General features: G+C 56.7%; 26 protein-coding genes. 11 read left to right on the top strand and 15 right to left on the bottom strand.

Features of this window, described 5'->3' with window-relative positions; all coding sequences use genetic code 11:
* The first annotated feature begins 6 nt into the window (after positions 1–6).
* The 5 genes from I6L58_RS14700 to I6L58_RS14680 all read left to right on the top strand — a co-directional run bounded on the left by I6L58_RS14700 (position 7) and on the right by I6L58_RS14680 (position 2,681).
* On the top strand, positions 7–1,128 hold the full coding sequence (locus I6L58_RS14700) for a DUF6883 domain-containing protein (protein ID WP_088209205.1): 1,122 nt from the start codon (positions 7–9) through the stop codon (positions 1,126–1,128).
* Between the two features lie 10 nt (positions 1,129–1,138).
* Entirely contained in the window at positions 1,139–1,345 is a 207-nt protein-coding gene (locus I6L58_RS14695; protein ID WP_088209206.1) for a DUF4926 domain-containing protein, read from the top strand.
* A 136-nt stretch (positions 1,346–1,481) separates the two neighbouring features.
* Positions 1,482–1,772: a hypothetical protein gene (locus I6L58_RS14690; RefSeq protein WP_140418824.1), complete on the top strand. Its 291-nt coding sequence runs from the start codon at positions 1,482–1,484 to the stop codon at positions 1,770–1,772.
* Positions 1,769–2,275 carry a YrhA family protein gene (locus tag I6L58_RS14685; protein WP_088209207.1) on the top strand — a complete coding sequence of 169 codons (507 nt, stop codon included), beginning with the start codon at positions 1,769–1,771 and terminating at the stop codon, positions 2,273–2,275. The genes I6L58_RS14690 and I6L58_RS14685 overlap by 4 nt, the downstream gene beginning before the upstream one ends.
* Before the next feature lie 106 nt (positions 2,276–2,381).
* A complete protein-coding gene (locus I6L58_RS14680; RefSeq protein WP_088209208.1) occupies positions 2,382–2,681 on the top strand; it encodes a DUF6966 domain-containing protein in 300 nt (99 codons plus the stop codon).
* A 103-nt stretch (positions 2,682–2,784) separates the two neighbouring features.
* On the opposite strand, the gene mdcH is transcribed toward I6L58_RS14680, so the two are convergent.
* From mdcH to mdcA, 8 genes are all read right to left on the bottom strand, one after another.
* On the bottom strand, positions 2,785–3,681 hold the full coding sequence (gene mdcH, locus I6L58_RS14675; protein ID WP_058609461.1) for a malonate decarboxylase subunit epsilon: 897 nt from the start codon (positions 3,679–3,681) through the stop codon (positions 2,785–2,787).
* A complete protein-coding gene (locus I6L58_RS14670) occupies positions 3,681–4,298 on the bottom strand; it encodes a malonate decarboxylase holo-ACP synthase (protein ID WP_006177840.1) in 618 nt (205 codons plus the stop codon). Before I6L58_RS14670 ends, mdcH begins: the two co-directional genes overlap by 1 nt.
* Positions 4,299–4,300: 2 nt before the next feature.
* Positions 4,301–5,260, bottom strand: a complete 960-nt coding sequence (locus I6L58_RS14665) for an AEC family transporter (protein WP_006177842.1) — start codon at positions 5,258–5,260, stop codon at positions 4,301–4,303.
* Between the two features lie 121 nt (positions 5,261–5,381).
* A complete protein-coding gene (gene mdcE / locus I6L58_RS14660; protein ID WP_088209276.1) occupies positions 5,382–6,182 on the bottom strand; it encodes a biotin-independent malonate decarboxylase subunit gamma in 801 nt (266 codons plus the stop codon).
* Positions 6,182–7,015: a biotin-independent malonate decarboxylase subunit beta gene (locus tag I6L58_RS14655; protein WP_088209209.1), complete on the bottom strand. Its 834-nt coding sequence runs from the start codon at positions 7,013–7,015 to the stop codon at positions 6,182–6,184. The genes mdcE and I6L58_RS14655 overlap by 1 nt, the downstream gene beginning before the upstream one ends.
* Positions 7,008–7,307 carry a malonate decarboxylase acyl carrier protein gene (gene mdcC, locus I6L58_RS14650; RefSeq protein WP_006177845.1) on the bottom strand — a complete coding sequence of 100 codons (300 nt, stop codon included), beginning with the start codon at positions 7,305–7,307 and terminating at the stop codon, positions 7,008–7,010. The genes I6L58_RS14655 and mdcC overlap by 8 nt, the downstream gene beginning before the upstream one ends.
* 9 nt (positions 7,308–7,316) lie before the next feature.
* Positions 7,317–8,174, bottom strand: coding sequence for a triphosphoribosyl-dephospho-CoA synthase (locus I6L58_RS14645; protein ID WP_006177846.1), 858 nt, complete (start codon positions 8,172–8,174; stop codon positions 7,317–7,319).
* On the bottom strand, positions 8,174–9,829 hold the full coding sequence (gene mdcA / locus I6L58_RS14640; RefSeq protein ID WP_040078326.1) for a malonate decarboxylase subunit alpha: 1,656 nt from the start codon (positions 9,827–9,829) through the stop codon (positions 8,174–8,176). Before mdcA ends, I6L58_RS14645 begins: the two co-directional genes overlap by 1 nt.
* 227 nt (positions 9,830–10,056) lie before the next feature.
* Here mdcA and I6L58_RS14635 point away from each other — a divergent pair, with 227 nt between their 5' ends.
* The 3 genes from I6L58_RS14635 to I6L58_RS14625 are packed head-to-tail and all read left to right on the top strand — an operon-like array spanning position 10,057 to position 12,194.
* Entirely contained in the window at positions 10,057–11,079 is a 1,023-nt protein-coding gene (locus I6L58_RS14635; RefSeq protein ID WP_088209210.1) for a hydrolase, read from the top strand.
* Positions 11,076–11,294 carry a YheU family protein gene (locus I6L58_RS14630; protein WP_006177849.1) on the top strand — a complete coding sequence of 73 codons (219 nt, stop codon included), beginning with the start codon at positions 11,076–11,078 and terminating at the stop codon, positions 11,292–11,294. Before I6L58_RS14635 ends, I6L58_RS14630 begins: the two co-directional genes overlap by 4 nt.
* A gap of 30 nt (positions 11,295–11,324) precedes the next feature.
* Positions 11,325–12,194 (top strand): phosphoribulokinase, encoded by an 870-nt coding sequence (locus I6L58_RS14625; protein WP_006177850.1) that lies wholly within the window; start codon positions 11,325–11,327, stop codon positions 12,192–12,194.
* An 84-nt stretch (positions 12,195–12,278) separates the two neighbouring features.
* Here I6L58_RS14625 and I6L58_RS14620 read toward each other — a convergent pair whose 3' ends face one another.
* Positions 12,279–12,683, bottom strand: coding sequence for an OsmC family protein (locus I6L58_RS14620; protein ID WP_058609467.1), 405 nt, complete (start codon positions 12,681–12,683; stop codon positions 12,279–12,281).
* Between the two features lie 311 nt (positions 12,684–12,994).
* Here I6L58_RS14620 and crp point away from each other — a divergent pair, with 311 nt between their 5' ends.
* Positions 12,995–13,627, top strand: a complete 633-nt coding sequence (gene crp, locus I6L58_RS14615; RefSeq protein WP_000242758.1) for a cAMP-activated global transcriptional regulator CRP — start codon at positions 12,995–12,997, stop codon at positions 13,625–13,627.
* 57 nt (positions 13,628–13,684) lie between these two features.
* Complete coding sequence (locus I6L58_RS14610) at positions 13,685–15,772, top strand: YccS/YhfK family putative transporter (protein ID WP_006177852.1); 2,088 nt, start codon at positions 13,685–13,687, stop codon at positions 15,770–15,772.
* Between the two features lie 426 nt (positions 15,773–16,198).
* Here I6L58_RS14610 and argD read toward each other — a convergent pair whose 3' ends face one another.
* The 5 genes from argD to ppiA all read right to left on the bottom strand — a co-directional run bounded on the left by argD (position 16,199) and on the right by ppiA (position 19,538).
* On the bottom strand, positions 16,199–17,419 hold the full coding sequence (argD, locus tag I6L58_RS14605) for a bifunctional acetylornithine/succinyldiaminopimelate transaminase (RefSeq protein WP_171007421.1): 1,221 nt from the start codon (positions 17,417–17,419) through the stop codon (positions 16,199–16,201).
* A gap of 86 nt (positions 17,420–17,505) precedes the next feature.
* Entirely contained in the window at positions 17,506–18,069 is a 564-nt protein-coding gene (pabA, locus tag I6L58_RS14600) for an aminodeoxychorismate synthase component 2 (RefSeq protein ID WP_058609469.1), read from the bottom strand.
* Between the two features lie 30 nt (positions 18,070–18,099).
* Positions 18,100–18,702, bottom strand: coding sequence for a putative adenosine monophosphate-protein transferase Fic (locus tag I6L58_RS14595; RefSeq protein WP_058609470.1), 603 nt, complete (start codon positions 18,700–18,702; stop codon positions 18,100–18,102).
* Positions 18,692–18,859, bottom strand: coding sequence for a YhfG family protein (locus tag I6L58_RS14590; protein WP_006177858.1), 168 nt, complete (start codon positions 18,857–18,859; stop codon positions 18,692–18,694). The genes I6L58_RS14595 and I6L58_RS14590 overlap by 11 nt, the downstream gene beginning before the upstream one ends.
* Positions 18,860–18,965: 106 nt before the next feature.
* A complete protein-coding gene (gene ppiA, locus I6L58_RS14585; protein ID WP_006177859.1) occupies positions 18,966–19,538 on the bottom strand; it encodes a peptidylprolyl isomerase A in 573 nt (190 codons plus the stop codon).
* A gap of 278 nt (positions 19,539–19,816) precedes the next feature.
* On the opposite strand from ppiA, the gene tsgA reads away from it, so the two are divergent.
* The gene (gene tsgA, locus I6L58_RS14580) at positions 19,817–20,995 is read left to right on the top strand and encodes an MFS transporter TsgA (RefSeq protein ID WP_058609471.1); all 1,179 of its coding nucleotides are present in this window, start codon (positions 19,817–19,819) and stop codon (positions 20,993–20,995) included.
* Between the two features lie 9 nt (positions 20,996–21,004).
* Here the strand turns inward: tsgA and I6L58_RS14575 are convergent, their stop codons facing one another.
* Positions 21,005–22,321 carry a cytosine deaminase gene (locus I6L58_RS14575; RefSeq protein WP_088209214.1) on the bottom strand — a complete coding sequence of 439 codons (1,317 nt, stop codon included), beginning with the start codon at positions 22,319–22,321 and terminating at the stop codon, positions 21,005–21,007.
* Positions 22,322–22,528 lie beyond the last annotated feature (207 nt).

Below are 22,528 nucleotides of genomic sequence, written 5' to 3'. Positions count from 1 at the left end.
AACAGGATGTTCACACTCTACATGAAATGGGATGCTGGCTGTGATTTAGCACCGGCTGATATTCAGTTCATCCTTACGCCACGCGATGCACTGGAAATGGCGAGCGTATTTTACGAACTGGATTATCTAAAATATGCCCCTCAAACCCGTTTTCAACATTTCGCCATCCCCAAACGTCGTGACGGCGTATACCACCGCTTCGCGGCGCAACCATACAAACGCAAGCACCACACGGAATACGACGGCCTTTATGATGAAGTAAAATGGAATCTTGAGCAGGGCTGGATGGTTGGCGTAAACACCGCAGAGAAGTGGGACCGTTTCCGCAACCCCTTCTTCTTCGATGACGACGGTAATCTGGTTTATGACTGTTTCATGGACAGCTATAGCGACAGTTTCCAGCGGGAAGTACAAAATATTTACGAACATTGCCTGAACGCACACCCGGGACGAAAACCCGCTCCGACCATTAAACAGCATGATTCCGATGCTCCCATACAGCACGCACAAGCCACCAAAACCATCAACAGCAAAGCAGCCGGACGATTACTGGCGGCAGGTGGAATCTACAACGGCAACATTGAAGGCTTTAGGCAAACAGCGGAACAACTTGGTGGTGATGCACCAGCAGGTTACGATCAAGTGATGGAAAACAAAGGTATTATCATGGCCGGCGCTTCTGTTGCCGCTGGCTTTGGCCTGGGTCGGTTAGGAACAATAAGTGGATTATCAAACTACAGCAAAATACCGTCGTTTGCATCGCCATATGCCAATGGATTCACAACCGAATCAGGAGCATTAATCAATGCCGAACACGCCGTTGTAGATTACAGAAAACTATCAACTTACTCTTTAGATGTTACCCATCCAATTGGGGGGCATAAGGCGAGAGTATTTCAGTCGGCGCTGGGTTATAACCCGACAAATTCAGATGTGTTAGCCAGTAGAATCCGCGAGGGCATATTAACCACCCCAGCTAAAGTTTTGGAAGCAAACCAGTACGGGCAGCGAATGGCTGTAGACATGCCGATATTAGGCATTAACGGTGAGACGGTGATAGTGCGCAGCGGTTGGATTTATGAACCTGATGCCGTCGTTCCACGCATGACGACGATTTTTGTTAAGTGAGATACAGATTATGAGAAGAGAAGAATTTGAAGTGGTAGTGTTAGCGGAAGATTTGCCGGAGGAAGGGTTAACCAAAGGTATGCTGGGTGCCATAGTATTGATACATGAAAAACCCCATCTGGCTTATATGGTTGAATTTGTTGATGATGATGGGCGAACTATTGCGATGCCTTCACTGTTACCCAGTCAGGTGGCAGATTATATCCAACCGAAGTGAGAGGCAGGAACAATTGGGGAAGTGCTCAACAGAAACTGAACGCCACGTTTGACTTATCATCCGTTATCTCTGAATATCCACACTTATAACATGGCTTAAACCAGGAACAGGATGTTTACACTCAACAGGAATTGGGATGCTGAATATCATTTGGCGGCGGATAGTATTGACAACTGCAACATTTAGGATTCAGACAAACAGTAAAAAGATTAAAGGGCTATATGGGAAAATAAAAAACAATCTTGATGACGCAGGAACAAATATTTTTGAAAACCTAACGCTGATACAAAGTTCGCCCTATCATTACACGCTTTCAAAGGCCCAGGGCACGATAACTAAAGTTCTTCCCTATAATGAAAGCGCAAAAGTGTTATGGCCTGCTCCAAAAGATGTAATTTATCCCGCTGGCATTAAGGAGAAGAAATGAAGAATACCGATGAATTGTTAGACATATTCAAGGCCCTAATGACTGCTGATAACTACCCGATAGCCAATCCTGTCAATCCTGCCGTAATGGCAGATCTCATGCGCAATGCTCCACCCGCCGAATGGGGTCGTCAGAAAAGAACGGTTTACGAGGATATACAACGCCTGATGGTTACCCGATCTGACTACCTGAATATGTTCAACATTATGGATGGTCTGGAGTATAACGGACTGACTTTATATAACGTAGTTCAGGCAGAAAATGGTGTGCCATTATGGTCAAATATCTACATCCGCAACGTTGATACACGCACCGATGAAATCTATCTTGATCAGAATCTCACTGATAAGGTGCTCATTGGTGAGGATGGTATATCCGTTATTGTCTACAGTTTCGCTGATGACTGCTTTCAGATCCGTGATAAAGTCTCAACGGATTATGTAATAGAATCACATAACCAATTTCACGAATTGTTATCCGCACTAATTGATACGGTGAATTAATATGCGTCAAATCTCAACCTGGCAGTTTACACAAAAAACGACAAGTAGTCGTGCGTGAACCGTGGAGAATACCTGGTGTTAAAATACTGAGTAGTGGGGGTTTAAAATGATAAATGAAATAAAGAAAACGTTAACCAATATTATTAGCGTACTGCGCTCAAACAATGAGAATGCATGGGCCAAAACCTTTGAGGCTCTTGGTAGTGAACTTGACGTCGACTGTGAAACTTCAATATTCGCATTAAAAAAAGTTTATGGTGGAATGGGATCATTTAACGATATTGTTCTTCACAAAAATGGGCTACCGCTCCGTAAAGAGAATAACGAGCTGGAAGATTTGCGTCATAGGTTTTACCAGCAACTTGAGCAGGCAATCGATTTAATAAAAAAAGGGTGTTTACCCTAACACTCGTCATCAGCGTCGCTGACGCATGCTCAGGGAGATTTCCACCCTGAGCTATAAGTGCCTATCGTACCTTACGTTTTTCGAAAGCGCCGCCGGGCAAAACTCACCGCTGGAGCCGCCCCGCCAAATGTACCGCTACCTCAACCCCGCTGCGTTCCAGCGATATAGACTCCCCTTCCCACGCCGCCTGGCGCGTTAAGCAGGTCAAAATACCGCCGGGCGGCATCTCAATAGCCAGTCGCGCGTCGCGTTCGTTGGCGGAAATGACTGCCTCCTGCCAGCGCACGGTGCGGGCCATATTCATCGCCAGATCGTCGGCGATCTTCTCCGGCTGCCACAGCACGCGGCCGGTGCTGCCGCTAAGATACGCTAAGCGTGGGCGAGAGAGCGTCACTTTTTCAAACGCCGCCACAAGCTTCTGCGCCGGCTCCGCCAGCAGCGCGCAGTGCGATGGTACGCTGACCGCCAGTCGTTTGGCCTTGCTCGCCCCTTTCGCCAGCGCGCGCTCGGCTACCTGCGCCATCCCGTCATCACGTCCGGCGATCACAATCTGCGTTTCGGCGTTCAGGTTCGCAATATAGGTTCCGGTGCCTTCGATAAGCTGTTCCACCTGCGGCAGGGTCAAGCCCATAATCGCCGTCAGGCCATAGCCGTGCGGATACGCCTGCTCCATTAAATCGCCACGCAGCGCGACCAGCCTAAGCGCATCGGTGAAATCCAGCGCGCCCGCGATAACCGCCGCCGGGTATGCGCCAATGGACAGCCCGCTGACGATATCCGGCGTTACGCCGCGTCGCTCAAGCTCGCGCGCCCAGGCGACACCGGCTATCAGCAGCGAAAGCTGCACCGCGCGGGTATGGGATAACGAAGCAGCGCTATCCAGCGTATCAACCTCCGCCCCCAACACCTCGCGCGCCTGAGCCAGCTCGGTACCCGGCAGGTTTTGCAGCATGCCTTCATGCTGCGTGCCCTGCCCCGGAAAAGTAAACAGTATTTTCATCACGCCTCCCTGTGCCACGGGTCCGTCACCAGACGCGGCCCGCGGCGGGTTTTCAGCAGCGTTTTGCCGTCGCGCAGCCACTCCGCCAGCGCAAAGCCGCCCTCGGGCGTATCCACCTGCGTATCAGCCCGGCACAGCGCGCGGCTAAGCTGGGCCTGCCAGGCGGCAAACGCATCGGGGGAGAGAGGCTGCGGAGCGCGGATCAGCAGGTCGAGATCGCTGTCGGCATGGATAACCGGAATGCCGGTTGCCAGCGCGTAGCCGGTGCTGCCGGTAATGCCCCACGACCACGGCCACGGCTGCTGGGAAAGTTGCAGCGCCACCTGAACCGGCGGCTGCGTCACAAACGGCGAGCGCAGCAGATCGGCCGTTACGCTCAGTGATTCGGGCGTAACCACGCGCGTCACGCGTTCTGGCTTCACCCATCCGGCCGCCCGCTGGTCGCGGCGCAATCCGCGCACGCCAACGGGAATACGGCCTTCGCTATCAACATCACGCCGCACCACTACCGGCAGGCCGGTATGCCAGGCCGCCTCCACCCAGGATTCGGTGATGCCTTCCAGCGCGTCACGCGCGGTAAGCCAGATGAGGTCGTGGGGGCGTAATGTTGTGGTCATGATTACATTCCTGAAGTCAGCGAGATAAACAGCGGCAGCGACAGGATACACAGTACGGAGCTTAACAGCAGCACGGCTTCCGCATCCGGTGACTGCACGCCAAAGCGGTTACCGAACACCACGCCGAAGAAGCCCGCGGACAGCGCAATCATCAGGATAGCGGTGATCGCCACAGAACCGTGCAGACCGAAGATTAAGACGATACCCCAGGCAATCGCAGGCTGGATCAGCAGCTTGGCGATGGTGGAGGTGATCACCATGGTGTTGATCTGCAGCTTACGAGCAGAGAGGATCACCCCGGTCAGGAACAGCGCAGCTGCGGTGGCGGACAGCCCCAGCGGTTTAATCGCCGCGAGAACCAGTTCCGGCATTTTGATGCCGATAGCGGAGAGGATCACCCCCAGCAGCGGGCCCATAACGATCGGTTTTTTAATCGAGCGCCACATCAGCACCGGCAGCATGGAGAGGGTTGAGCCGGAGTTATTCCCTTCGGCGCGCGCTTTTTCACGCTCAAGGATCAGCAGGCAGAACGGCGTCATCAGTACGGAGCCGCAGGCGATGGAGACCGCCACGGAGAGCGAGGTAGAAGAACTTTCACCCAGCACGCTGCCCAGGATTGGCAGGCCGAGCGCCGCATAGTTCGGCAGGGCGACGGTCAGCGTCAGCACGGCCGCATCCTGCGGAGATTTTTTAAAGACTTTGGTGGCGAGGAAGTAGATGGCCGCATAGGTTATCCACATCGCCAGAGTCAGCACCAGAATCAGCGGCGACTGGGCCACGATGCCGGTCCACGGCGTTTGCACGGTGGCGCTAAACAGCGCGGCAGGCAGTGCAAAATCCATGACGAAAATATTAAGCAGGGAAACATTTTTGTTATCGACCATCTTTGCCTTACCGGCCCAGAATCCCAGCAGCATGATGACGAAAATCGGTGCAAGAGCATGAACAATTACGTAAGTCATAAATCACCTGTAGTAAAAAAGTTATAGCACTGGCGCGATGTTTATTATTTTCAGGATGCAGCCTCCCGCGTGGGCGCAACGTACGCCCACGGGGTTGTGCATCTGGCAGGTCTCTTTTTACTTACCAGCTGGCCCGCATGCGTTCGCGAACGAGTGCCGAGCTGCGGCGGTTGTCAGCGCCTAAGCGGTTTTTCAGGGTGGCGTCCTGACGCGCGTCGTTGATGGCCTGTTGCAGCGTGGTTTTCACCTGCGCCAGATCGTTATCGGTTGGGGCATCCGGGTTGCTGATGTCCAGCAGGCTGGAAAGCAGCCCCAGCGTGGCGTAGTTGCTGATGTCATACGCCATCGGCGGAATGGTGGCCGCCAGTTTTTCCAGCGCCTCCACGGTACGCAGGGTGATACGCGCCGCAGATTCTTTACCCATCGCGTGGATCAGCACGCCCTTGTCGTTGAAGGCGATCAGGCGGTTAGCCTGGTAGCCGTGCGCCAGAAACGCGCCGGACATCGCTTTGCCGACAATCAGGCCAATCACCGGATGACCGGCCAGACGCGCGTTAGCGTAGGCCGCAGCGGCACCGGCCAGCGCCTGGTGAATACCAAACGCCTCTTCACGACGACCATAGGCCTGACTTGGGACGTCAATCACTGCCACAATCGGGCGTTTAACGGCTTTATCGGCATCGGCGGCAACGGTTTCGCTGACCACTTTTGCCAGCGTCCAGCCTTCAAGCAGGCCCACTTCGCCCTGCGCGGCACGCGGATAGTGGTTGTTGTCATCCGGGACGACGGCGACAAAACGCACCGTTTCACCGTTAAGCTCACCGTCTGCGGCCTGCACGGACGGGCAAAGTCCTTCCAGACGTTTGGCGTTCGGGGCGAGGGTTTCCAGCCAGAGTTCGCCACGGCTCATTGAATTACTCATCATTTCACCTCCCGGGCAAAAAGCGCTTTAATCTGTTCGGCATCGGCCTGTTTGCGGGTGTCGAAATTGGTCAGACGGTTCAGGTAATCGTCGTAGTTATCGGTGCGGTGTTTCGCCGGCACGCCTTTCGCAATCGCGTCGTTCATTGCCGCTTTCACCGCGTTCACGCCGTCACCCACCAGCGCATCCACCAGGCCGCTTTCATAGCGCACTTCGCCGCCGGTCATGCTCCAGATAAACGGACGGTCGCGGGAGTCGTACTCTTCAATCCCCGCTTCCTGTTCGATAACCTGCGGGCCGTTCAGGCCAAGACGCGCTTCGCGGGTCACAATCAGGTAGCTGCACAGCGCTGCGGCGATGGACATCCCGCCGAAGCAGCCCACGGTCCCGGCCACAATGCCGATCACCGGCGTGTAGCGACGCAGATCGACAATCGCGGCGTGGATATCGGCAATCGCCGCCAGGCCCAGGTTGGCTTCCTGCAAGCGCACGCCGCCGGTTTCGAGGCACAGCACCGCCTGAGTCGGGATACCGTTGCGGTTATCTTCCGCCGCCAACTCCAGCGCCGCCGCCATTTTGGCACCGGACACTTCGCCCATACTGCCGCCCTGGAACGCGCCTTCGATGGCAACTACCACGGCAGGCTGACCGTTGATGGTCCCTTTCGCTACCACCATGCCGTCGTCGGCCTGCGGCACAATCCCCTGCGGCCCCAGCCACGGAGAAATAATGCCTTCAAACGGATCCAGCAGTTCACGGTAGCTGCCGTCATCCAGCAGCGCCTGCGCACGCTGGCGTGCTTTTAGTTCGATAAAGCTGCTGTCATCACGCATGGCTCACCCCCTCAAAAACCTGTTCGATACGAATGCGCGCCACGCCCGGCGTCGCGCCGAAGTCGTGAATGGTCAGTTTGCCTGCGGGCAGGCTGCTGACGGTTTGCAGGCGCGTAAACAGGGCTTCCCAGCGACCGCGGCTGTTGTCGACGGAAGTGGTGATATCAATGGTTAACGTCTGGCCCGGTTCGGCGGCGAAAAGCACCTCCATATCCCCGGAACCGACAACCCCTGCCAGCGCTTTACCGCTTAACGCGCGGCTGGCGGGCATGGTTAATGTGATTTTTTCCATAACATCCTCTTAATGCTTTGAATAAGGCGTTTCGACGCGGTCGAGAAACAGCGTGGCGGCAAGCAGGTCGGCAGCGCCGCCCGGTGAGGCGTTGAGTGCCAGCATCTGACGATCTAACGTTGCCAGCGCCAGTTGGCCTGCGGGCGTGGCACATCCTCCGGCGTTCAGCACGGCGCGGGCGCCGTCCTGCATGGCGTCCAGCCCCTCCATTCCGGCGCGCGACAGCACGCAGGTATCGGTAAGCGACGTCATGATGGCCATCAGCGCGTCGAGCCTCGCCTGCGCTTCGCTGCTGCCGTTAAGTCGGCTCAGACGAAGCTGCGGCAGCGCACGCTGCATGATGTGCGGAAACGCCTGCTGCGCCTCTTCACGCGCGCCCGGCACGCGATAGCGATGCGTGGCGCGTAGCCCTTTGCTGAACACTTTCGGTGCGGCGTCATCCGGCAGTTTTGCCAGCCGGGCGGCGGTGTCTGCGACGGTTTGCGCAGAGGCGTCGCCGCCCTGCATCGCCACCGCGCTGACCAGTAATCCCAGCGCCCAAATCGCACCCCGGTGGGTATTGACCCCGCCGGTTGCATTCATCATCTGCTGCTCGCCTTCGCGGCCAAGCCGCCCGACGGTTTGCCTGAGCGCAACGTCAGCCGGACGCTGCCAGCTTTGCTGCGCCAGCGCCTGAAACGTAGGGGTCAGGCTGTGCGCGGAGCGCTCCATCAGCGCCAGCGTAAGATCGTGGTGCGCGCCGTTCCCCCGACTGTCCACCAGACCGGGTTTCGGGCTTAATCGTGCTTCGTCAATCAGACACTGCGTGGCGGTTCGCGCCAGCCATTCGGCACCGCCTTCAACCTGAATCTGGGGCAGAAGTTTCATTACCAGCTCCGGAATTTCGCAGGTGGGTTATACAGACCGCCGGACCACTCAACGAGGTCAGACACGCTGCCCGCCGCCAGCAGTGAGCGGGTGGCATCAGTGCGGCGAATGCCCATATCTTCCGGGTAAACCACTTTTCCGCTCTGGCGAAGTTCTGCGACGCGTTTGGCGTCTACGCCCAGACCGATATCGGTGATCCCCGCCACGGCGGCAACCATCGCCCGACGCTCTTCCAGATCTTTGGCGCGGTAGAGGTAAGCAATCCCCTCTTCGGTCAGGACGTGGGTCACGTCATCGCCGTAAATCATTACCGGTGCCAGCGGCATCCCGGAGGCTTTCGCCACGTCGACGGCATCCAGTTTCTCCACAAAGGTCGGCTTCACGCCTGCCTGGAAGGTTTCCACCATCTGCACGACCAGTTTTTTACCGCGCTGCAGTGGGTCAGGCTCGGTGATCATGTTCAGCCAGGCCGGTGTGGCGTGGCGACGACCGTGCGGATCGTGGCCCATGTTTGGCGCGCCGCCGAAGCCGGAAAGACGCCCGCGGGTCACGGTTGAGGAGTTAGCGTAGCCGTCCACCTGGAGGGTGGAGCCAATAAACATATCCACCGCATACTGGCCTGCCAGCTGGCAGAAAGCGCGGTTGGAACGCATGGAGCCGTCGGCACCGGTAAAGAAGATGTCCGGACGGGCGCGGATGTACTCTTCCATCCCCAGCTCGCCGCCGAAGCAGTGCACGCTTTCCACCCAGCCGCTTTCAATCGCCGGGATCAACGTTGGATGCGGGTTCAGGGTCCAGTGCTTACAGATTTTGCCCTTCAGGCCGAGCTGTTCGCCGTAGGTCGGCAGCAGCAGCTCAATCGCTGCGGTGTTAAAGCCGATCCCGTGGTTGAGGGACTGCACCTGATGTTCCGCGTAGATGCCCTTAATCGCCATCATCGCCATCAGGATGTGTTCCTGTTTGATCAGGCGCGGGTCGCGGGTGAACAGCGGTTCAATAAAGAACGGCTTGTCGGCCACTACCACGTAGTCGATCCAGGAGCCTGGAATATCCACGCGCGGCAGATCGCATTCGTCGTCCACCAGCTCGTTCACCTGTGCGATGACGATCCCGTCGTGGAACGCGGCGGCTTCAACCAGCGCCGGGGTATCTTCGGTGCTCGCCCCGGTATACAGGTTGCCTTTGCGGTCCGCTTTGAAACCGGCGATGAGCGCAACGTTCGGAGAAAGATCGACATACAGGCGTGAATAGAGCTCGATGTAGGTGTGAATGGCGCCGATTTCGAGCTGGCCGTCTTCCAGCAGCTGCGAAATACGCAGGCTCTGGGTGCCGGAGAAAGAGAAGTCCAGCTTGCGGGCGATGCCTTTTTCAAAGATATCCAGATGTTCGCTGCGACCGACGCTTGGCATGATCATATGCAGGTCATGCACAATTTGCGGGTTGACGTCGGCGAGGGAGCGGGAAAGGAAATCGGCCTGTTTCTGGTTGTTACCTTCCAGAACGACTTTGTCGCCAGGCGCGATCAGTTTTTCCAGCATGGCGACGATATCGCCGGTGGGTAGTACCTTGCCCTGCACCGGTACGGATGCCAGACGGCGCGCTTTTTCCGTGCGTCGTGTGTTCCATTGCCGGGTAGGTGTTTGCCCAGATAACATTATTAACCTCCTGATTCAGCACATCATTCTGATTGCTTAACGTTGAGTAAAGTGTGCGCTCTGGTGAGAAAGGCATCAATTAAGCGTAGAGCGTAATCATTAGCCTGAGAGTAATAATCTCAGTAAAGAAATGTGATCGGGATCAGTTCATGTTTCGGAAAAACGGGCTAAACGGGGTACAATTCGGAAGATATCGTAAATAACAGACAATAATTAGCATCGCCGTTATGACCCAAATAATCCCGTCCGACTTTGAGATAGCCGCTGAAGAACGCGCCGAATTCGTGCCTATGCGCGGCGTGGCGAACCCTCATCTGCAAACCATGCTGCCGCGCCTGATCCGTCGCAAGGTGCAGTTCACCCCACACTGGCAACGGCTCGATTTGCCGGACGGCGACTTTCTGGATCTGGCCTGGAGCGAAGATCCCGATCAGGCGCGCCACAAGCCGCGCCTGGTGGTATTTCATGGTCTGGAAGGCAGCCTGCACAGCCCTTACGCGCACGGGTTAATCCAGGCGGCAAAAGCACGCGGCTGGCTCGGTGTGGTGATGCACTTTCGCGGATGCAGCGGCGAGCCAAACCGTCAGAAACGCATTTATCACTCCGGTGAGACCGAAGACGGCACCTGGTTTTTACACTGGCTGCGCGACAGTTTCGGCACCGTGCCGACGGCCGCCGTCGGGTATTCGCTGGGCGGTAACATGCTGGCCTGCCTGCTGGCGAAAGAGAGCGACGCGGTTCCGCTGGACGCCGCCGTCATCGTCTCCGCGCCGTTTATGCTGGAGCAGTGCAGCTACCATATGGAAAAAGGCTTTTCCCGGGTCTATCAGCGCTATCTGCTTAACCTGCTGAAGGCCAACGCCGCCCGTAAGCTGAAGGCCTACCCGGACACGCTGCCTATCAGCCTGCAGCAACTCAAGCGGGTGAAGCGTCTGCGGGAGTTTGATGATCTGATTACCTCAAAAATTCACGGCTTTGCCGACGCGATTGACTATTATCGTCAGTGCAGCGCCATGCCGCTGCTGAATCAAATTACAAAGCCGACGCTGATTATTCACGCGAAGGACGATCCGTTTATGGATCACCACTCCATTCCGTCGCCCGGGCATTTACCGGCAAACGTGCAGTATCAGCTCACCGAGTACGGCGGGCACGTCGGCTTTGTCGGCGGCACGCTGCGTCGGCCAAAAATGTGGCTTGAGACGCGCATTCCTGACTGGTTAACGACTTATCTGGACGGTATAAAATGATTATTCCCTGGCAGGATCTCTCTCCCGAAACGCTCGATAATCTGATTGAAAGCTTTGTATTGCGGGAAGGCACCGATTATGGTGAACATGAACGTTCGCTTGAACAAAAGGTCAGCGATGTGAAACGCCAGCTGAAAAGCGGCGACGTGGTGCTGGTGTGGTCCGAACTGCATGAGACGGTCAATATCATGCCCCGCAACGCGTTTCACGGCTGACCGCTAAACCTTTTCAGTCAGGGAGTTGCTATGTCTGCCAGACATCCGGTTATTGCCGTCACGGGTTCGAGCGGTGCGGGAACCACCACCACCAGCCTCGCCTTTCGCAAGATTTTCGCCCAGCTCAATCTCCGGGCAGCTGAGGTAGAGGGCGACAGCTTTCACCGCTATACGCGTCCGGAAATGGACATGGCCATCCGCAAGGCGCGCGATTTGGGGAAACACATTAGCTACTTCGGCCCGGAGGCGAATGACTTCGGCCTGCTGGAGCAGACCTTTGCGGAATATGGCTTGAGCGGTAAAGGGCAATCCCGTAAATATCTTCATACCTATGACGAAGCCGTACCCTGGAACCAGGTGCCGGGCACCTTTACGCCCTGGCAGCCGCTGCCGGAACCCACCGACGTGTTGTTTTATGAAGGGCTGCATGGCGGCGTGGTCACGCCACAGCACGACGTGGCGCGCCATGTTGACCTGCTGGTGGGCGTGGTGCCGATTGTTAACCTGGAGTGGATCCAGAAGCTGACGCGCGACATCAGCGAACGTGGTCATTCGCGCGAGGCGGTGATGGACTCGGTGGTGCGCTCGATGGAAGATTACATTAACTTCCTGACGCCGCAGTTCTCCCGCACCCATATCAACTTCCAGCGCGTGCCGACGGTAGACACCTCCAACCCGTTCGCCGCCAAAACCATTCCGTCGCTGGACGAGAGCTTTGTGGTCATCCATTTCCGCAATCTGGACGGGATTGACTACCCGTGGCTGCTGGCGATGCTGCAGGGGTCGTTTATTTCACATATCAATACGTTGGTGGTGCCGGGCGGAAAAATGGGGCTGGCGATGGAGTTAATCATGACGCCGCTGGTGCAGCGGTTGATGGAAGGCAAGCAGATCGCGTGAGTTGTTTTGCCCGGTGGCGCTGCGCTCCGGGCCTACGATCGTGCTTTTGTAGGGCGGGTCAGCGAAGCGCCACCCGCCAAAAGATTAGGCCTCAATCACTTCATACGAATGGGTAATATTCACCGCTTTCTCAAGCATTAACGCCACAGAGCAGTACTTCTCCGCAGACAGGTCAACCGCGCGCGACACCGCCGCGTCTTTCAGGTCTTTACCCGTGACAATAAAGTGCAGATTGATATGCGTGAACAGGCGTGGCGCCTCTTCGCGGCGTTCAGACGTGAGCTTCACTTCGCAATCGGTCACGTCGTGACGGCCTTTTTGCAGGATCGACACCACGTCGATAGCGCTGCATCCCCCCGCCGCCATCAGCACCATTTCCATAGGGCTTGGGGCTTTATCGCCGGAGTTACCGTCCATCAAAATTTGGTGGCCTGATGCAGACTCGCCCAGGAACGTCAGCCCTTCTACCCACTTTACACGCGCTTGCATATTCATTAACTCCAACGTTGCATTTTTGGTGACAGAGTACGCGCGCGTTACATTTCACGCAACGGAAGGCGACCTGCATCATGCTGAAGCGAGACACCAGGAGACACGCGTCAAAAGCTATGCTAAAACACTCAGGATGCTACAGTAATACATTGACGTTACACATGTATGCAGAGGACATCAAACTTTACTGGCTGCGAAACGTTACGACAGCCGACTTCCCAGGGTATGGGTAAGAATTCGATTGCAACCCCAGAGTCAGGATGCGATTTATGGCTCTGGTGACAGCTTATAACAGAGGATAACAGCGCATGGTGCTTGGCAAACCGCAAACAGACCCGACTCTCGAATGGTTCTTGTCTCATTGCCACATTCATAAGTACCCATCGAAGAGCACGCTGATTCACCAGGGTGAAAAAGCGGAAACGTTGTATTACATCGTCAAAGGCTCGGTGGCAGTGCTGATCAAAGATGAAGAAGGGAAAGAGATGATCCTTTCTTATCTGAACCAGGGCGATTTCATCGGTGAACTGGGCCTGTTTGAAGAGGGCCAGGAACGTAGCGCCTGGGTTCGTGCGAAAACCGCATGTGAAGTGGCTGAAATTTCTTACAAGAAGTTCCGTCAGCTGATTCAGGTAAACCCTGACATCCTGATGCGTCTCTCTTCCCAGATGGCTCGCCGTCTGCAGGTGACGTCTGAGAAAGTGGGCAACCTTGCCTTCCTCGACGTTACCGGCCGTATCGCGCAGACCCTGCTGAACCTGGCTAAACAGCCGGACGCGATGACCCACCCTGACGGCATGCAAATTAAAATTACCCGCCAGGAAATTGGTCAGATCGTTGGTTGCTCCCGTGAAACAGTGGGCCGTATCCTGAAAATGCTGGAAGACCAGAACCTGATCTCTGCCCACGGTAAAACCATCGTGGTCTACGGAACCCGTTAATTACGGTCAAACGGCGTGCCACCGCAAGGTGACACGCCGTTTTTGTCTCTACTCCCCATGTGGCGCAGGCTGATCTATCACCCGGAAGTTAACTACGCACTGCGGCAAACGCTGGTGTTGTGCCTTCCTGTGGCCGTGGGCCTGATCCTCGGTCATCTCCAGCAGGGTCTGCTGTTTTCCCTTGTGCCTGCCTGCTGCAACATTGCGGGCCTCGACACGCCGCATAAGCGCTTTTTCAAACGCCTGATCGTTGGCGGCTGCCTGTTTGCAGGCTGTAGCCTCGCGGTGCAGCTTCTGCTGGCCCGGGATATTCCGCTGCCGCTCATTCTGACCGTGCTGGCAATGACGCTCGGCGTGACTGCTGAAATCAGCTCGCTGCACGCCCGACTGCTGCCCGCCTCACTGATTGCCGCCATCTTTACGCTGAGCCTGGCGGGCAATATGCCGGTGTGGGAGCCGCTGCTAATCTACGCCCTCGGCACGCTGTGGTACGGCGTATTCAACTGGTTTTGGTTCTGGCTGTGGCGGGAACAGCCGCTGCGCGAATCCCTGAGCCTGCTCTACGTGCAGTTGGCGGAGTACTGCGAGGCCAAATACACCCTGCTGACCCAGCACACCGATCCGGAAAAATCACTGCCGCCGCTGCTGACGCGACAGCAAAAGGTGGTGGATCTGATTGGCCAGTGTTACCAGCAGCTGCATATGCTTGCCGCCAATAAAAACCATGATTACAAGCGGCTGCTGCGCATCTTCCAGGTGGGGCTGGATCTGCAGGAGCACATCTCGGTCAGCCTGCATCACCCGCAAGAGGTGCAAAAGCTGGTCGAGCGTAGCCATGCCGAAGCGGTGATCCGCTGGAACGCTCAGACGGTGTCCGCGCGCCTGCGGGTGCTGGCGGACGACATTCTTTATCACCGCTACCCCACGCGCTTTAACATGGATAAGCCCCTCGGCGCGCTGGAGAAGATTGCCCGCCAGCACCCGGATAACCCGGTCGGGCAGTTCGCCGCCTGGCACTTCAGCCGCATCGCGCGCGTCCTGCGCACCCAGCGTCCGCTCTACCCACGCGACCTGATGGCCGATAAACAAAAACGGCTCCCGCTGCTGCCCGCCCTTAAAAGCTACCTGTCGCTGAAATCCCCGGCGCTGCGTAACGCCGCGCGCATCAGCGTGATGCTGAGCATCGCCAGCCTGATGGGGATGGCGCTGCACCTGCCGAAGCCATACTGGATCTTAATGACCGTGCTGTTTGTTACCCAAAACGGCTACGGCGCCACGCGGGTGCGCATCCTGCACCGGGCGGGCGGCACGATTGCCGGGCTGGTCATTGCCGGGGTCACCCTGCACTTCCACGTGCCGGAGGGATATACGCTGGCGGGAATGCTGGCGATTACGCTGGTGAGCTACCTGATTATCCGCAAAAGCTACGGCTGGGCGATGGTTGGCTTTACGGTCACGGCGGTATATACCCTGCAGTTGCTCACGCTCAACGGCGAGCAGTTCATCATCGCCCGGCTGGTTGATACGCTGATTGGCTGCCTGATTGCGTTTGGCGGCATGGTCTGGCTGTGGCCGCAGTGGCAGAGCGGGCTGCTCAGGCAAAACGCCCACGACGCGCTGGAGGCAGACCAGGAGGCTATCAGGTTGATCCTCAGCGACGACCCGCAGCCCTCGCCGCTGGCCTATCAGCGCATGAAGGTCAACCAGGCGCACAACGCCCTGTTTAACTCGCTCAACCAGGCGATGCAGGAGCCAGGCTTTAACTCGCACTATCTGGCAGACATGAAACTGTGGGTGACGCACAGCCAGTTTATCGTCGAGCACATCAATGCGATGACGACCCTCGCGCGCGAGCACACGATGCTGACCCCGGATCTGGCGCAGCGCTATTTGCAGTCGTGCGAAATTGCGCTGCAGCGGTGCCAGCAGCGTCTGGAGTATGACTCACCGGGTGAGTCGGGGGATTCGAACATTCTCGAAGCGCCGGAAACATTAACCCACGGGCCGATGAGCACCCTGGAGCAGCATTTGCAGCGCGTGTTAGGGCATCTGAACACCATGCACACCATTTCGTCGGTGGCATGGCGTCAGCGACCGCATCATGGGATCTGGTTAACGCGCGTACTGAAACGCACGCCGTACTGATTATGTCGGGTGGCGCTACGCTTACCCGACCTACAAGACCTGAACACCGTACCTGCCATTTTGTCGGGTGGCGCTACGCTTACCCGACCTACAAGACCTGAACACCGTACCTGCCATTTTGTCGGGTGGCGCTACGCTTACCCGACCTACAAGATCTAAACACCGAGCCTGCCGTTTTGTCGGGTGGCGCTGCGCTTACCCGACCTACAAGACCTGAACACCGTGCATGCCGTTTTGTCGGGTGGCGCTACGCTTACCCGACCTACAAGACCTGAACGCCGTGCATGCCGTTTTGTCGGGTGGCGCTACGCTTACCCGACCTACAAGACCTGAACACCGTGCCTGCCATTTTGTCGGGTGGCGCTGCGCTTACCCGACCTACGGTTTTGTAGGCCCGTGCAAGCGCAGCGCCGCCGGGCAATGAGGTTATCCCCGGACTATTTTACCGACCGCCGCGGCAAACCGGGTTAACCCGTCTTCAATATCCTTATCTTCCACCACCAGCGACGGCGCAAAGCGCATCACGTCCGGCCCGGCGTTGAGCACCATTACCCCTTCGTGCGCGGCGGCGTGCAGGAAATCACGGGCGCGGCCTTTGTATTGCGGCTTCAGCTCGGCGCCAATCAACAGCCCCATCCCGCGGATCTCGCTGAAGACATCAAACTGTTCGTCAATCTGCTGAAGGTGCTTCACAAACTGCTCGCGTTTCGCGTTCACGCCGTTGAGAACCGTCGGCGTGTTGATGATATCGAACGCCGCACCGGCAATCGCGCAGGCCAGCGGGTTGCCGCCGTAGGTGGAACCGTGGGAGCCGACGTGGAACGCGGAAGCGATATCCTGGGTGGTCAGCACCGCACTGATCGGGAAGCCGCCGCCGAGCGCCTTGGCGCTGGTCAGGATATCCGGCGTGACGCCGTAGTGCATGTAGGCAAACAGATCCCCGGTGCGTCCCATGCCGCATTGCACCTCATCAAACACCAGCAGCGCCTTGTGCTCGTCGCACAGCGCGCGCAGCCCTTTCAGAAATTCCGGCGTGGCCGCCGTCACGCCGCCTTCGCCCTGAATCGGTTCCACCACCACCGCGCAGGTGTGGTCGTCCATCACCGCCTTCACCGCATGCAGATCGTTGAACGGCACGTGGATAATATCGGCAGGTTTCGGGCCGAAGCCGTCGGAATACTTCGGCTGGCCGCCAACGGACACGGTAAACAGCGAGCGACCGTGAAAGGCGTTATGGAAGGCGATGATTTTGGTTTTATACGGGCTGTGGCGCGTTGACGCATAATAGCGCGCCAGCTTGAACGCGGTTTCGTTGGCTTCAGTGCCGGAGTTCATGAACAGCACGCGCTCGGCAAAGGTAGCGTCGATGATCTTGCGCCCCAGGCGCAGCGCAGGCTCGTTGGTGAAGACGTTGCTGGTGTGCCACAGGGTTTCGCCCTGAGTTTTCAGGGCGTCTACCAGCGCAGGATGGCAATGGCCCAGCGCCGTCACCGCAATCCCGCCCGCGAAATCCACATACTCTTTGCCCTGCTGATCCCACACGCGGCTGCCTTTCCCTTTTACCGGGATAAACTCGGCCGGTGCATAAACCGGCAGGATCACTTCGTCGAATGTTGCGCGGGTAATTGCGGATTGTTCAGTTGCCATGTCATGCCCATCCATTTTATGTCACAGTGATTGTGAAAATATAATCACAAAATATGCATAAAAAATCACAACAAGGCAATAGATAATCAGCGATGGAGGAAATTGCCCAGCAGCGGGTGTCCCTGTTCGCTGAGAATGCTCTCGGGGTGGAACTGCACGCCTTCGAGATCCCATTCGCGATGGCGGATCCCCATAATTTCCTGCGTCTCGCTCCAGGCGGTGACCTCAAAGCAGTCGGGCAGCGTCGGCGGGTCAATTACTAAAGAGTGATAGCGGGTAACGGTTAACGGGTTATTCAGCCCGGAAAACACGCCAGCGCCTGCGTGGGTGACGGGCGAGGTTTTGCCGTGCATCACTTTTGCGGCACGCACGATGGTTGCCCCAAAGGCCTGGGCGATCGCCTGATGGCCGAGACAAACGCCCAGAATTGGCAGTTTGCCCGCGTAGTGGCGGATCGCGTCCAGAGAGATGCCGGACTCCGACGGCGTGCACGGCCCCGGCGAGATCACTATTTTCTGCGGGGCCAGCACGTCAATCTCAGCCAGGGTGATGTCGTCGTTACGGCGGACAACCACCTCTGCACCCAGTTCGCAAAAATACTGGTAAAGGTTCCAGGTGAAGGAATCGTAGTTATCAATCAGCAGGATCATGGCGGCTCCGGAAAAAAATGCCGCCCTATTCTACTCAGTTTCCCGCGCTTCGCTCACTACTTTGGCAAAGATGGCGTTAAGCGCCGTGAGATCGCCCATCGCGCCGTTCTGGTTGGCGGTGGCCCAGTCGTCCGGGTCGATGCCTTCCCAGCTCAGCTGATAGCCCGCGTGGAGCGCCAGCTGCTCAAAGAAGATGCGCTGCGCGATGCCGTTACCGATGCGGAACGGATGCAGAACGTTAATCTCGCAGTAGTAATGGCTGAGACGAGCGATAAATTCGTCTTTCTCCAGCCCCGCCAGATAGCCCTCCTCTTCGAGATCCTGCATCAGCGCGTTGCCCTCTTTCTCGATATAGGCAAAGTGGCAGAAGCGGGTATCGCCCTGATAAATATCGACTTCGCGGATATCCCCCGCCCACTCGAAAATATCCTGGTAAAGATGGCGATGAATAGCGCACAGGTGCGGAAGCCCCGGCGCGGACGGCCCCAACGGTAGCGTGGCCGCACGCAGCGCGGTGATTTCGTACGCCGCTTGCGCCAGTCGGTCCGCCTGCCGCATGTTAAGACGGTTGCGCATGACGTTCAGGCCGGGGTAGAGATACGGGTCGCGGTCGTCACCGATTTTATCGCTCATAGTGCCTCCTGAGTTCATCAAGGCGGCGCTGGGCATCCTCGGCGTTTAGCGTGACAAGGGGACTTTCGACGCCTTCAAGGCGGCGGCTGGCCTGAAAATTAACGTTGCGCTGCTGTTCCCAGAGTCGGGACTTTTGCCTGTCGGTGAGTTTTTTCACTTAACGCCTCCCTGAATATGTCCGTTTGCCACAAGTATAAGCAGCAAAACGCGCTTTCGCAGGGAGGGCTAAACAACACGGGCAGGGATGCCCGTGTTAAAGAGGATTACGGCAGAACTTTTGCGGAGAGGATAACAACCGGCTTGGTCGGCACATTCTGGTACGGACCGACGTCATGGGTTGGCACCTGAGAAATCTTGTCAGCCACGTCCATGCCTTTCACAATTTTACCAAACACGGCGTACCCGAAGTCGCGCTGGCCGTGGTCGAGGAAGGCGTTATCGGCGACGTTCAGGAAGAACTGGCTGGTCGCGCTGTCTTTATCCGCGGTACGCGCCATCGAGATAGTGCCGCGCTTGTTCAGCAGGCCGTTGTCCGCTTCGTTCTTGATGGGCGGATTAGGTTTCTTTTGCTGCATCTGCTCGTTAAAGCCACCGCCCTGCACCATAAAGCCCGGGATCACGCGGTGGAACGTGGTGTTGTTATAGAAACCGCTGTTCACGTAGTCGAGGAAGTTTTTCACAGAGACAGGAGCTTTCTGGCTGTTCAGTTCCAGCTCAATATTGCCGGCGGAGGTGGTCAGCAGGACGTGAGGGTCTCCTTTGGCTGCCAGCGCAGCAGGGGAAACGGCAGAAAGAGCAAACACAGCTGCAACAGCCGCCAGTGTTGATTTGAGCATGAGAATTCCTTAACAAAGCGCAGTAGAGAAAGCGAATGGCTTGATTCTAAAGAGCAGTATGAACGGAGACCAGCCTTTTACCTAATTTTACGAATTTGAAACAGTTGTAACCGCGCAAACGATTGGCTTTCACGCCCGTTAACGTGACTTAGATCACATTAAATCGTGCAATAACCTGCAAATTAATCCTTAAAGATAGGAATAGATCACTTTCGCGACTAAAATCTGCCCGCTCAAACGCAGTCAATGCGTTTTACTTTACTTTGAACAGGCCAGACATGACTAACAGCAATCGCATCAAGCTCACATGGATCAGCTTCTTCTCCTACGCCCTGACCGGCGCGTTGGTGATCGTCACCGGGATGGTGATGGGAAATATCGCAGACTATTTCCAGCTGCCCGTTTCCAGCATGAGTAACACCTTCACCTTCCTCAACGCGGGGATCCTGATCTCCATCTTCCTTAACGCCTGGCTGATGGAAATCGTGCCGCTGAAAACGCAGCTGCGCTTTGGCTTTGTGCTGATGGTCGCCGCCGTGGCTGGCCTGATGCTTAGCCACAGCATTGCCCTGTTCTCTGCCGCCATGTTCGTGCTGGGGCTGGTGAGCGGTATTACCATGTCCATCGGTACGTTCCTGATTACCCATATGTATGAAGGCCGCCAGCGCGGCGCGCGTCTGCTGTTTACCGACTCCTTCTTCAGCATGGCCGGGATGATTTTCCCGATGGTTGCCGCCTGGCTGCTGGCCCGCAGCATTGAATGGTACTGGGTGTACGCCTGTATCGGCCTGGTCTATGTGGCGATCTTTATCCTGACCTTCGGCTGTGAATTCCCGGTTCTGGGCAAAAAGTCGCAAGATACCGCTGAGCCGGTTGCGAAAGAGAAATGGGGGATCGGCGTGCTGTTCCTCTCTATCGCCGCGCTGTGCTACATCCTCGGCCAGCTGGGCTTTATCTCCTGGGTGCCGGAATACGCCAAAGGCCTGGGCATGAGCCTGAACGACGCGGGCAAGCTGGTGAGCGATTTCTGGATGTCTTACATGTTTGGCATGTGGGCGTTTAGCTTCATTCTGCGCTTCTTCGATCTGCAGCGCATTTTGACCGTGCTGGCTGGCCTGGCTACCGTGCTGATGTATCTGTTCATCAACGGCTCGCCTGAGCATATGCCGTGGTTCATCCTGACACTCGGCTTCTTCTCCAGCGCCATTTACACCTCAATCATCACGCTGGGATCGCTGCAGACCAAAGTGGCCTCGCCGAAGCTGGTTAACTTTGTGCTGACCTGCGGCACCATCGGTACCATGCTGACCTTCGTGGTCACCGGCCCGATTGTGGCCCACAGCGGCCCACTGGCGGCGCTGCACACCGCAAACGGTCTGTATGCCGTGGTGTTCATCATGTGCTTCGTTCTGGGCTTCGTGACCCGCCACCGCCAGCATAATACGGCGGCAGCGTAACAGGTTTCCCTACGCCCCTTTGCGCCCGGCAAAGGGGCTATTCTTCGTAAAGAACAGCTCCTCTCCTCCGTTATCCATCTGGATCCACGTCTGCGCCAGCTGCGTTGACGCAATCACCCTGCCCTGACGAATCGACCAGCGCACCGGCACCTGGCAGCGCACCGCCTCAAACCCGCTCTCTGCGGGCAGAATAATCAGGTTCGCCGGATTCCCCTTCTCGATACCGTAGCCGTTCAGCCCAAAGGTTCGGGCGCTATTGTGGGTGATCAGGTTCAGGCCGCTGTCGATTTGTGAATATCCCATCATCTGACACACGTGTAGCCCCATATGCAGCACCTGGAGCATATTACCGGTGCCGAGCGGGTACCACGGGTCAAAGACATCGTCATGGCCGAAGCAGACGTTGATCCCCGCTTCCTGTAGCTCTTTCACGCGCGTGATGCCGCGTCGTTTCGGGTAGTCGTCAAAACGCCCCTGCAAATGGATGTTCACCAGCGGGTTAGCCACAAAGTTTATGCCTGACATCTTCAGCAGGCGGAACAGCCTTGACGTGTATGCGCCGTTGTAGGAGTGCATGGCCGTGGTATGGCTGGCCGTCACGCGCGGGCCAATGCCTGCCTCATAGGCCAGGGTTGCCACCGTCTCCACAAACCGGGACTGCTCATCGTCGATCTCGTCGCAGTGGATATCGAGCGGACGGTCATATTTCTTTGCCAGCTCAAAGGCGATGTGCAGCGACTGTACGCCGTACTCGCGGGTGAATTCGAAATGGGGAATGGCCCCGACCACATCAGCCCCGAGCCTTAACGCCTCTTCCAGGAGTGCCGCACCGTTCGGGTAAGAGAGTATCCCTTCTTGCGGAAACGCGACTATTTGCAGCGTGATCCACGGCGCGACTTCCTGCCTGACCTCCAGCATCGCCCTGAGGGCCGTCAGCGACGGGTCGGAGACATCGACGTGGGTACGCACAAACTGAATACCGTTGGCGATCTGCCATTTAAGCGTTTTCCACGCCCGCGCTTTGACATCCTCATGGCTGAGCAGCGCTTTACGTTCGGCCCAGCGCTCTATTCCCTCAAACAGCGTGCCGGACTCATTCCAGGCAGGCTCCCCCGCCGTCTGGGTGGTATCAAGGTGGATATGCGGCTCAATAAAGGGAGGTATGGCCAGGCCGCCGCGCCCGTTTAATATCTCATGGCTTTCATCATGGGAGCCGTCCATCGGCATGATGTCACCGAACCGACCTTCTTCGATGGCGATTTGCCACAGCCCTTCCCGACCCGGTAAACGGACATTCTGAACCAGCCATAGTGGTGTCGTTGACATACCTTTCCCCCGAAAAACGCTGCTGAAATTTAGGAGTACAAAAATTTACGGAATAGTACCCATTTTTGTACATAAAACCGACGACCGTGAAAAGCCTGCGATTTCCATAACTTATAAAAAACCTGACAAATCAGCGATCTACCCACTAGGTGGTAGGTTAAGGCGTATTTGATTTGCATCAATAAGTGCCCCTGCTGAATCGTTAAG

The organism is Enterobacter cancerogenus, from assembly GCF_019047785.1.
GTDB classification, from domain to species: Bacteria; Pseudomonadota; Gammaproteobacteria; order Enterobacterales; family Enterobacteriaceae; genus Enterobacter; species Enterobacter cancerogenus.
Note: the sequence above shows the minus strand (reverse complement) of the source record. Positions and strands in the feature narration are given on the sequence as shown.

Excerpts from the sequence above, each read along its gene's own strand:
- mdcE (WP_088209276.1), bottom strand. The coding sequence starts at position 6,182 with ATGAGTAATTCAATGAGCCGTGGCGAACTCTGGCTGGAAACCCTCGCC.
- I6L58_RS14610 (WP_006177852.1), top strand. The coding sequence starts at position 13,685 with ATGTGGCGCAGGCTGATCTATCACCCGGAAGTTAACTACGCACTGCGG.
- mdcC (WP_006177845.1), bottom strand. The coding sequence starts at position 7,307 with ATGGAAAAAATCACATTAACCATGCCCGCCAGCCGCGCGTTAAGCGGT.
- I6L58_RS14575 (WP_088209214.1), bottom strand. The coding sequence starts at position 22,321 with ATGTCAACGACACCACTATGGCTGGTTCAGAATGTCCGTTTACCGGGT.
- I6L58_RS14670 (WP_006177840.1), bottom strand. The coding sequence starts at position 4,298 with ATGACCACAACATTACGCCCCCACGACCTCATCTGGCTTACCGCGCGT.
- mdcH (WP_058609461.1), bottom strand. The coding sequence starts at position 3,681 with ATGAAAATACTGTTTACTTTTCCGGGGCAGGGCACGCAGCATGAAGGC.
- ppiA (WP_006177859.1), bottom strand. The coding sequence starts at position 19,538 with ATGCTCAAATCAACACTGGCGGCTGTTGCAGCTGTGTTTGCTCTTTCT.
- mdcA (WP_040078326.1), bottom strand. The coding sequence starts at position 9,829 with ATGTTATCTGGGCAAACACCTACCCGGCAATGGAACACACGACGCACG.
- argD (WP_171007421.1), bottom strand. The coding sequence starts at position 17,419 with ATGGCAACTGAACAATCCGCAATTACCCGCGCAACATTCGACGAAGTG.
- tsgA (WP_058609471.1), top strand. The coding sequence starts at position 19,817 with ATGACTAACAGCAATCGCATCAAGCTCACATGGATCAGCTTCTTCTCC.
- I6L58_RS14645 (WP_006177846.1), bottom strand. The coding sequence starts at position 8,174 with ATGAAACTTCTGCCCCAGATTCAGGTTGAAGGCGGTGCCGAATGGCTG.
- I6L58_RS14625 (WP_006177850.1), top strand. The coding sequence starts at position 11,325 with ATGTCTGCCAGACATCCGGTTATTGCCGTCACGGGTTCGAGCGGTGCG.
- I6L58_RS14665 (WP_006177842.1), bottom strand. The coding sequence starts at position 5,260 with ATGACTTACGTAATTGTTCATGCTCTTGCACCGATTTTCGTCATCATG.
- I6L58_RS14680 (WP_088209208.1), top strand. The coding sequence starts at position 2,382 with ATGATAAATGAAATAAAGAAAACGTTAACCAATATTATTAGCGTACTG.
- I6L58_RS14690 (WP_140418824.1), top strand. The coding sequence starts at position 1,482 with ATGCTGAATATCATTTGGCGGCGGATAGTATTGACAACTGCAACATTT.
- I6L58_RS14695 (WP_088209206.1), top strand. The coding sequence starts at position 1,139 with ATGAGAAGAGAAGAATTTGAAGTGGTAGTGTTAGCGGAAGATTTGCCG.
- I6L58_RS14685 (WP_088209207.1), top strand. The coding sequence starts at position 1,769 with ATGAAGAATACCGATGAATTGTTAGACATATTCAAGGCCCTAATGACT.
- I6L58_RS14700 (WP_088209205.1), top strand. The coding sequence starts at position 7 with ATGTTCACACTCTACATGAAATGGGATGCTGGCTGTGATTTAGCACCG.
- I6L58_RS14630 (WP_006177849.1), top strand. The coding sequence starts at position 11,076 with ATGATTATTCCCTGGCAGGATCTCTCTCCCGAAACGCTCGATAATCTG.
- crp (WP_000242758.1), top strand. The coding sequence starts at position 12,995 with ATGGTGCTTGGCAAACCGCAAACAGACCCGACTCTCGAATGGTTCTTG.
- I6L58_RS14655 (WP_088209209.1), bottom strand. The coding sequence starts at position 7,015 with ATGCGTGATGACAGCAGCTTTATCGAACTAAAAGCACGCCAGCGTGCG.
- I6L58_RS14620 (WP_058609467.1), bottom strand. The coding sequence starts at position 12,683 with ATGCAAGCGCGTGTAAAGTGGGTAGAAGGGCTGACGTTCCTGGGCGAG.
- I6L58_RS14595 (WP_058609470.1), bottom strand. The coding sequence starts at position 18,702 with ATGAGCGATAAAATCGGTGACGACCGCGACCCGTATCTCTACCCCGGC.
- pabA (WP_058609469.1), bottom strand. The coding sequence starts at position 18,069 with ATGATCCTGCTGATTGATAACTACGATTCCTTCACCTGGAACCTTTAC.
- I6L58_RS14635 (WP_088209210.1), top strand. The coding sequence starts at position 10,057 with ATGACCCAAATAATCCCGTCCGACTTTGAGATAGCCGCTGAAGAACGC.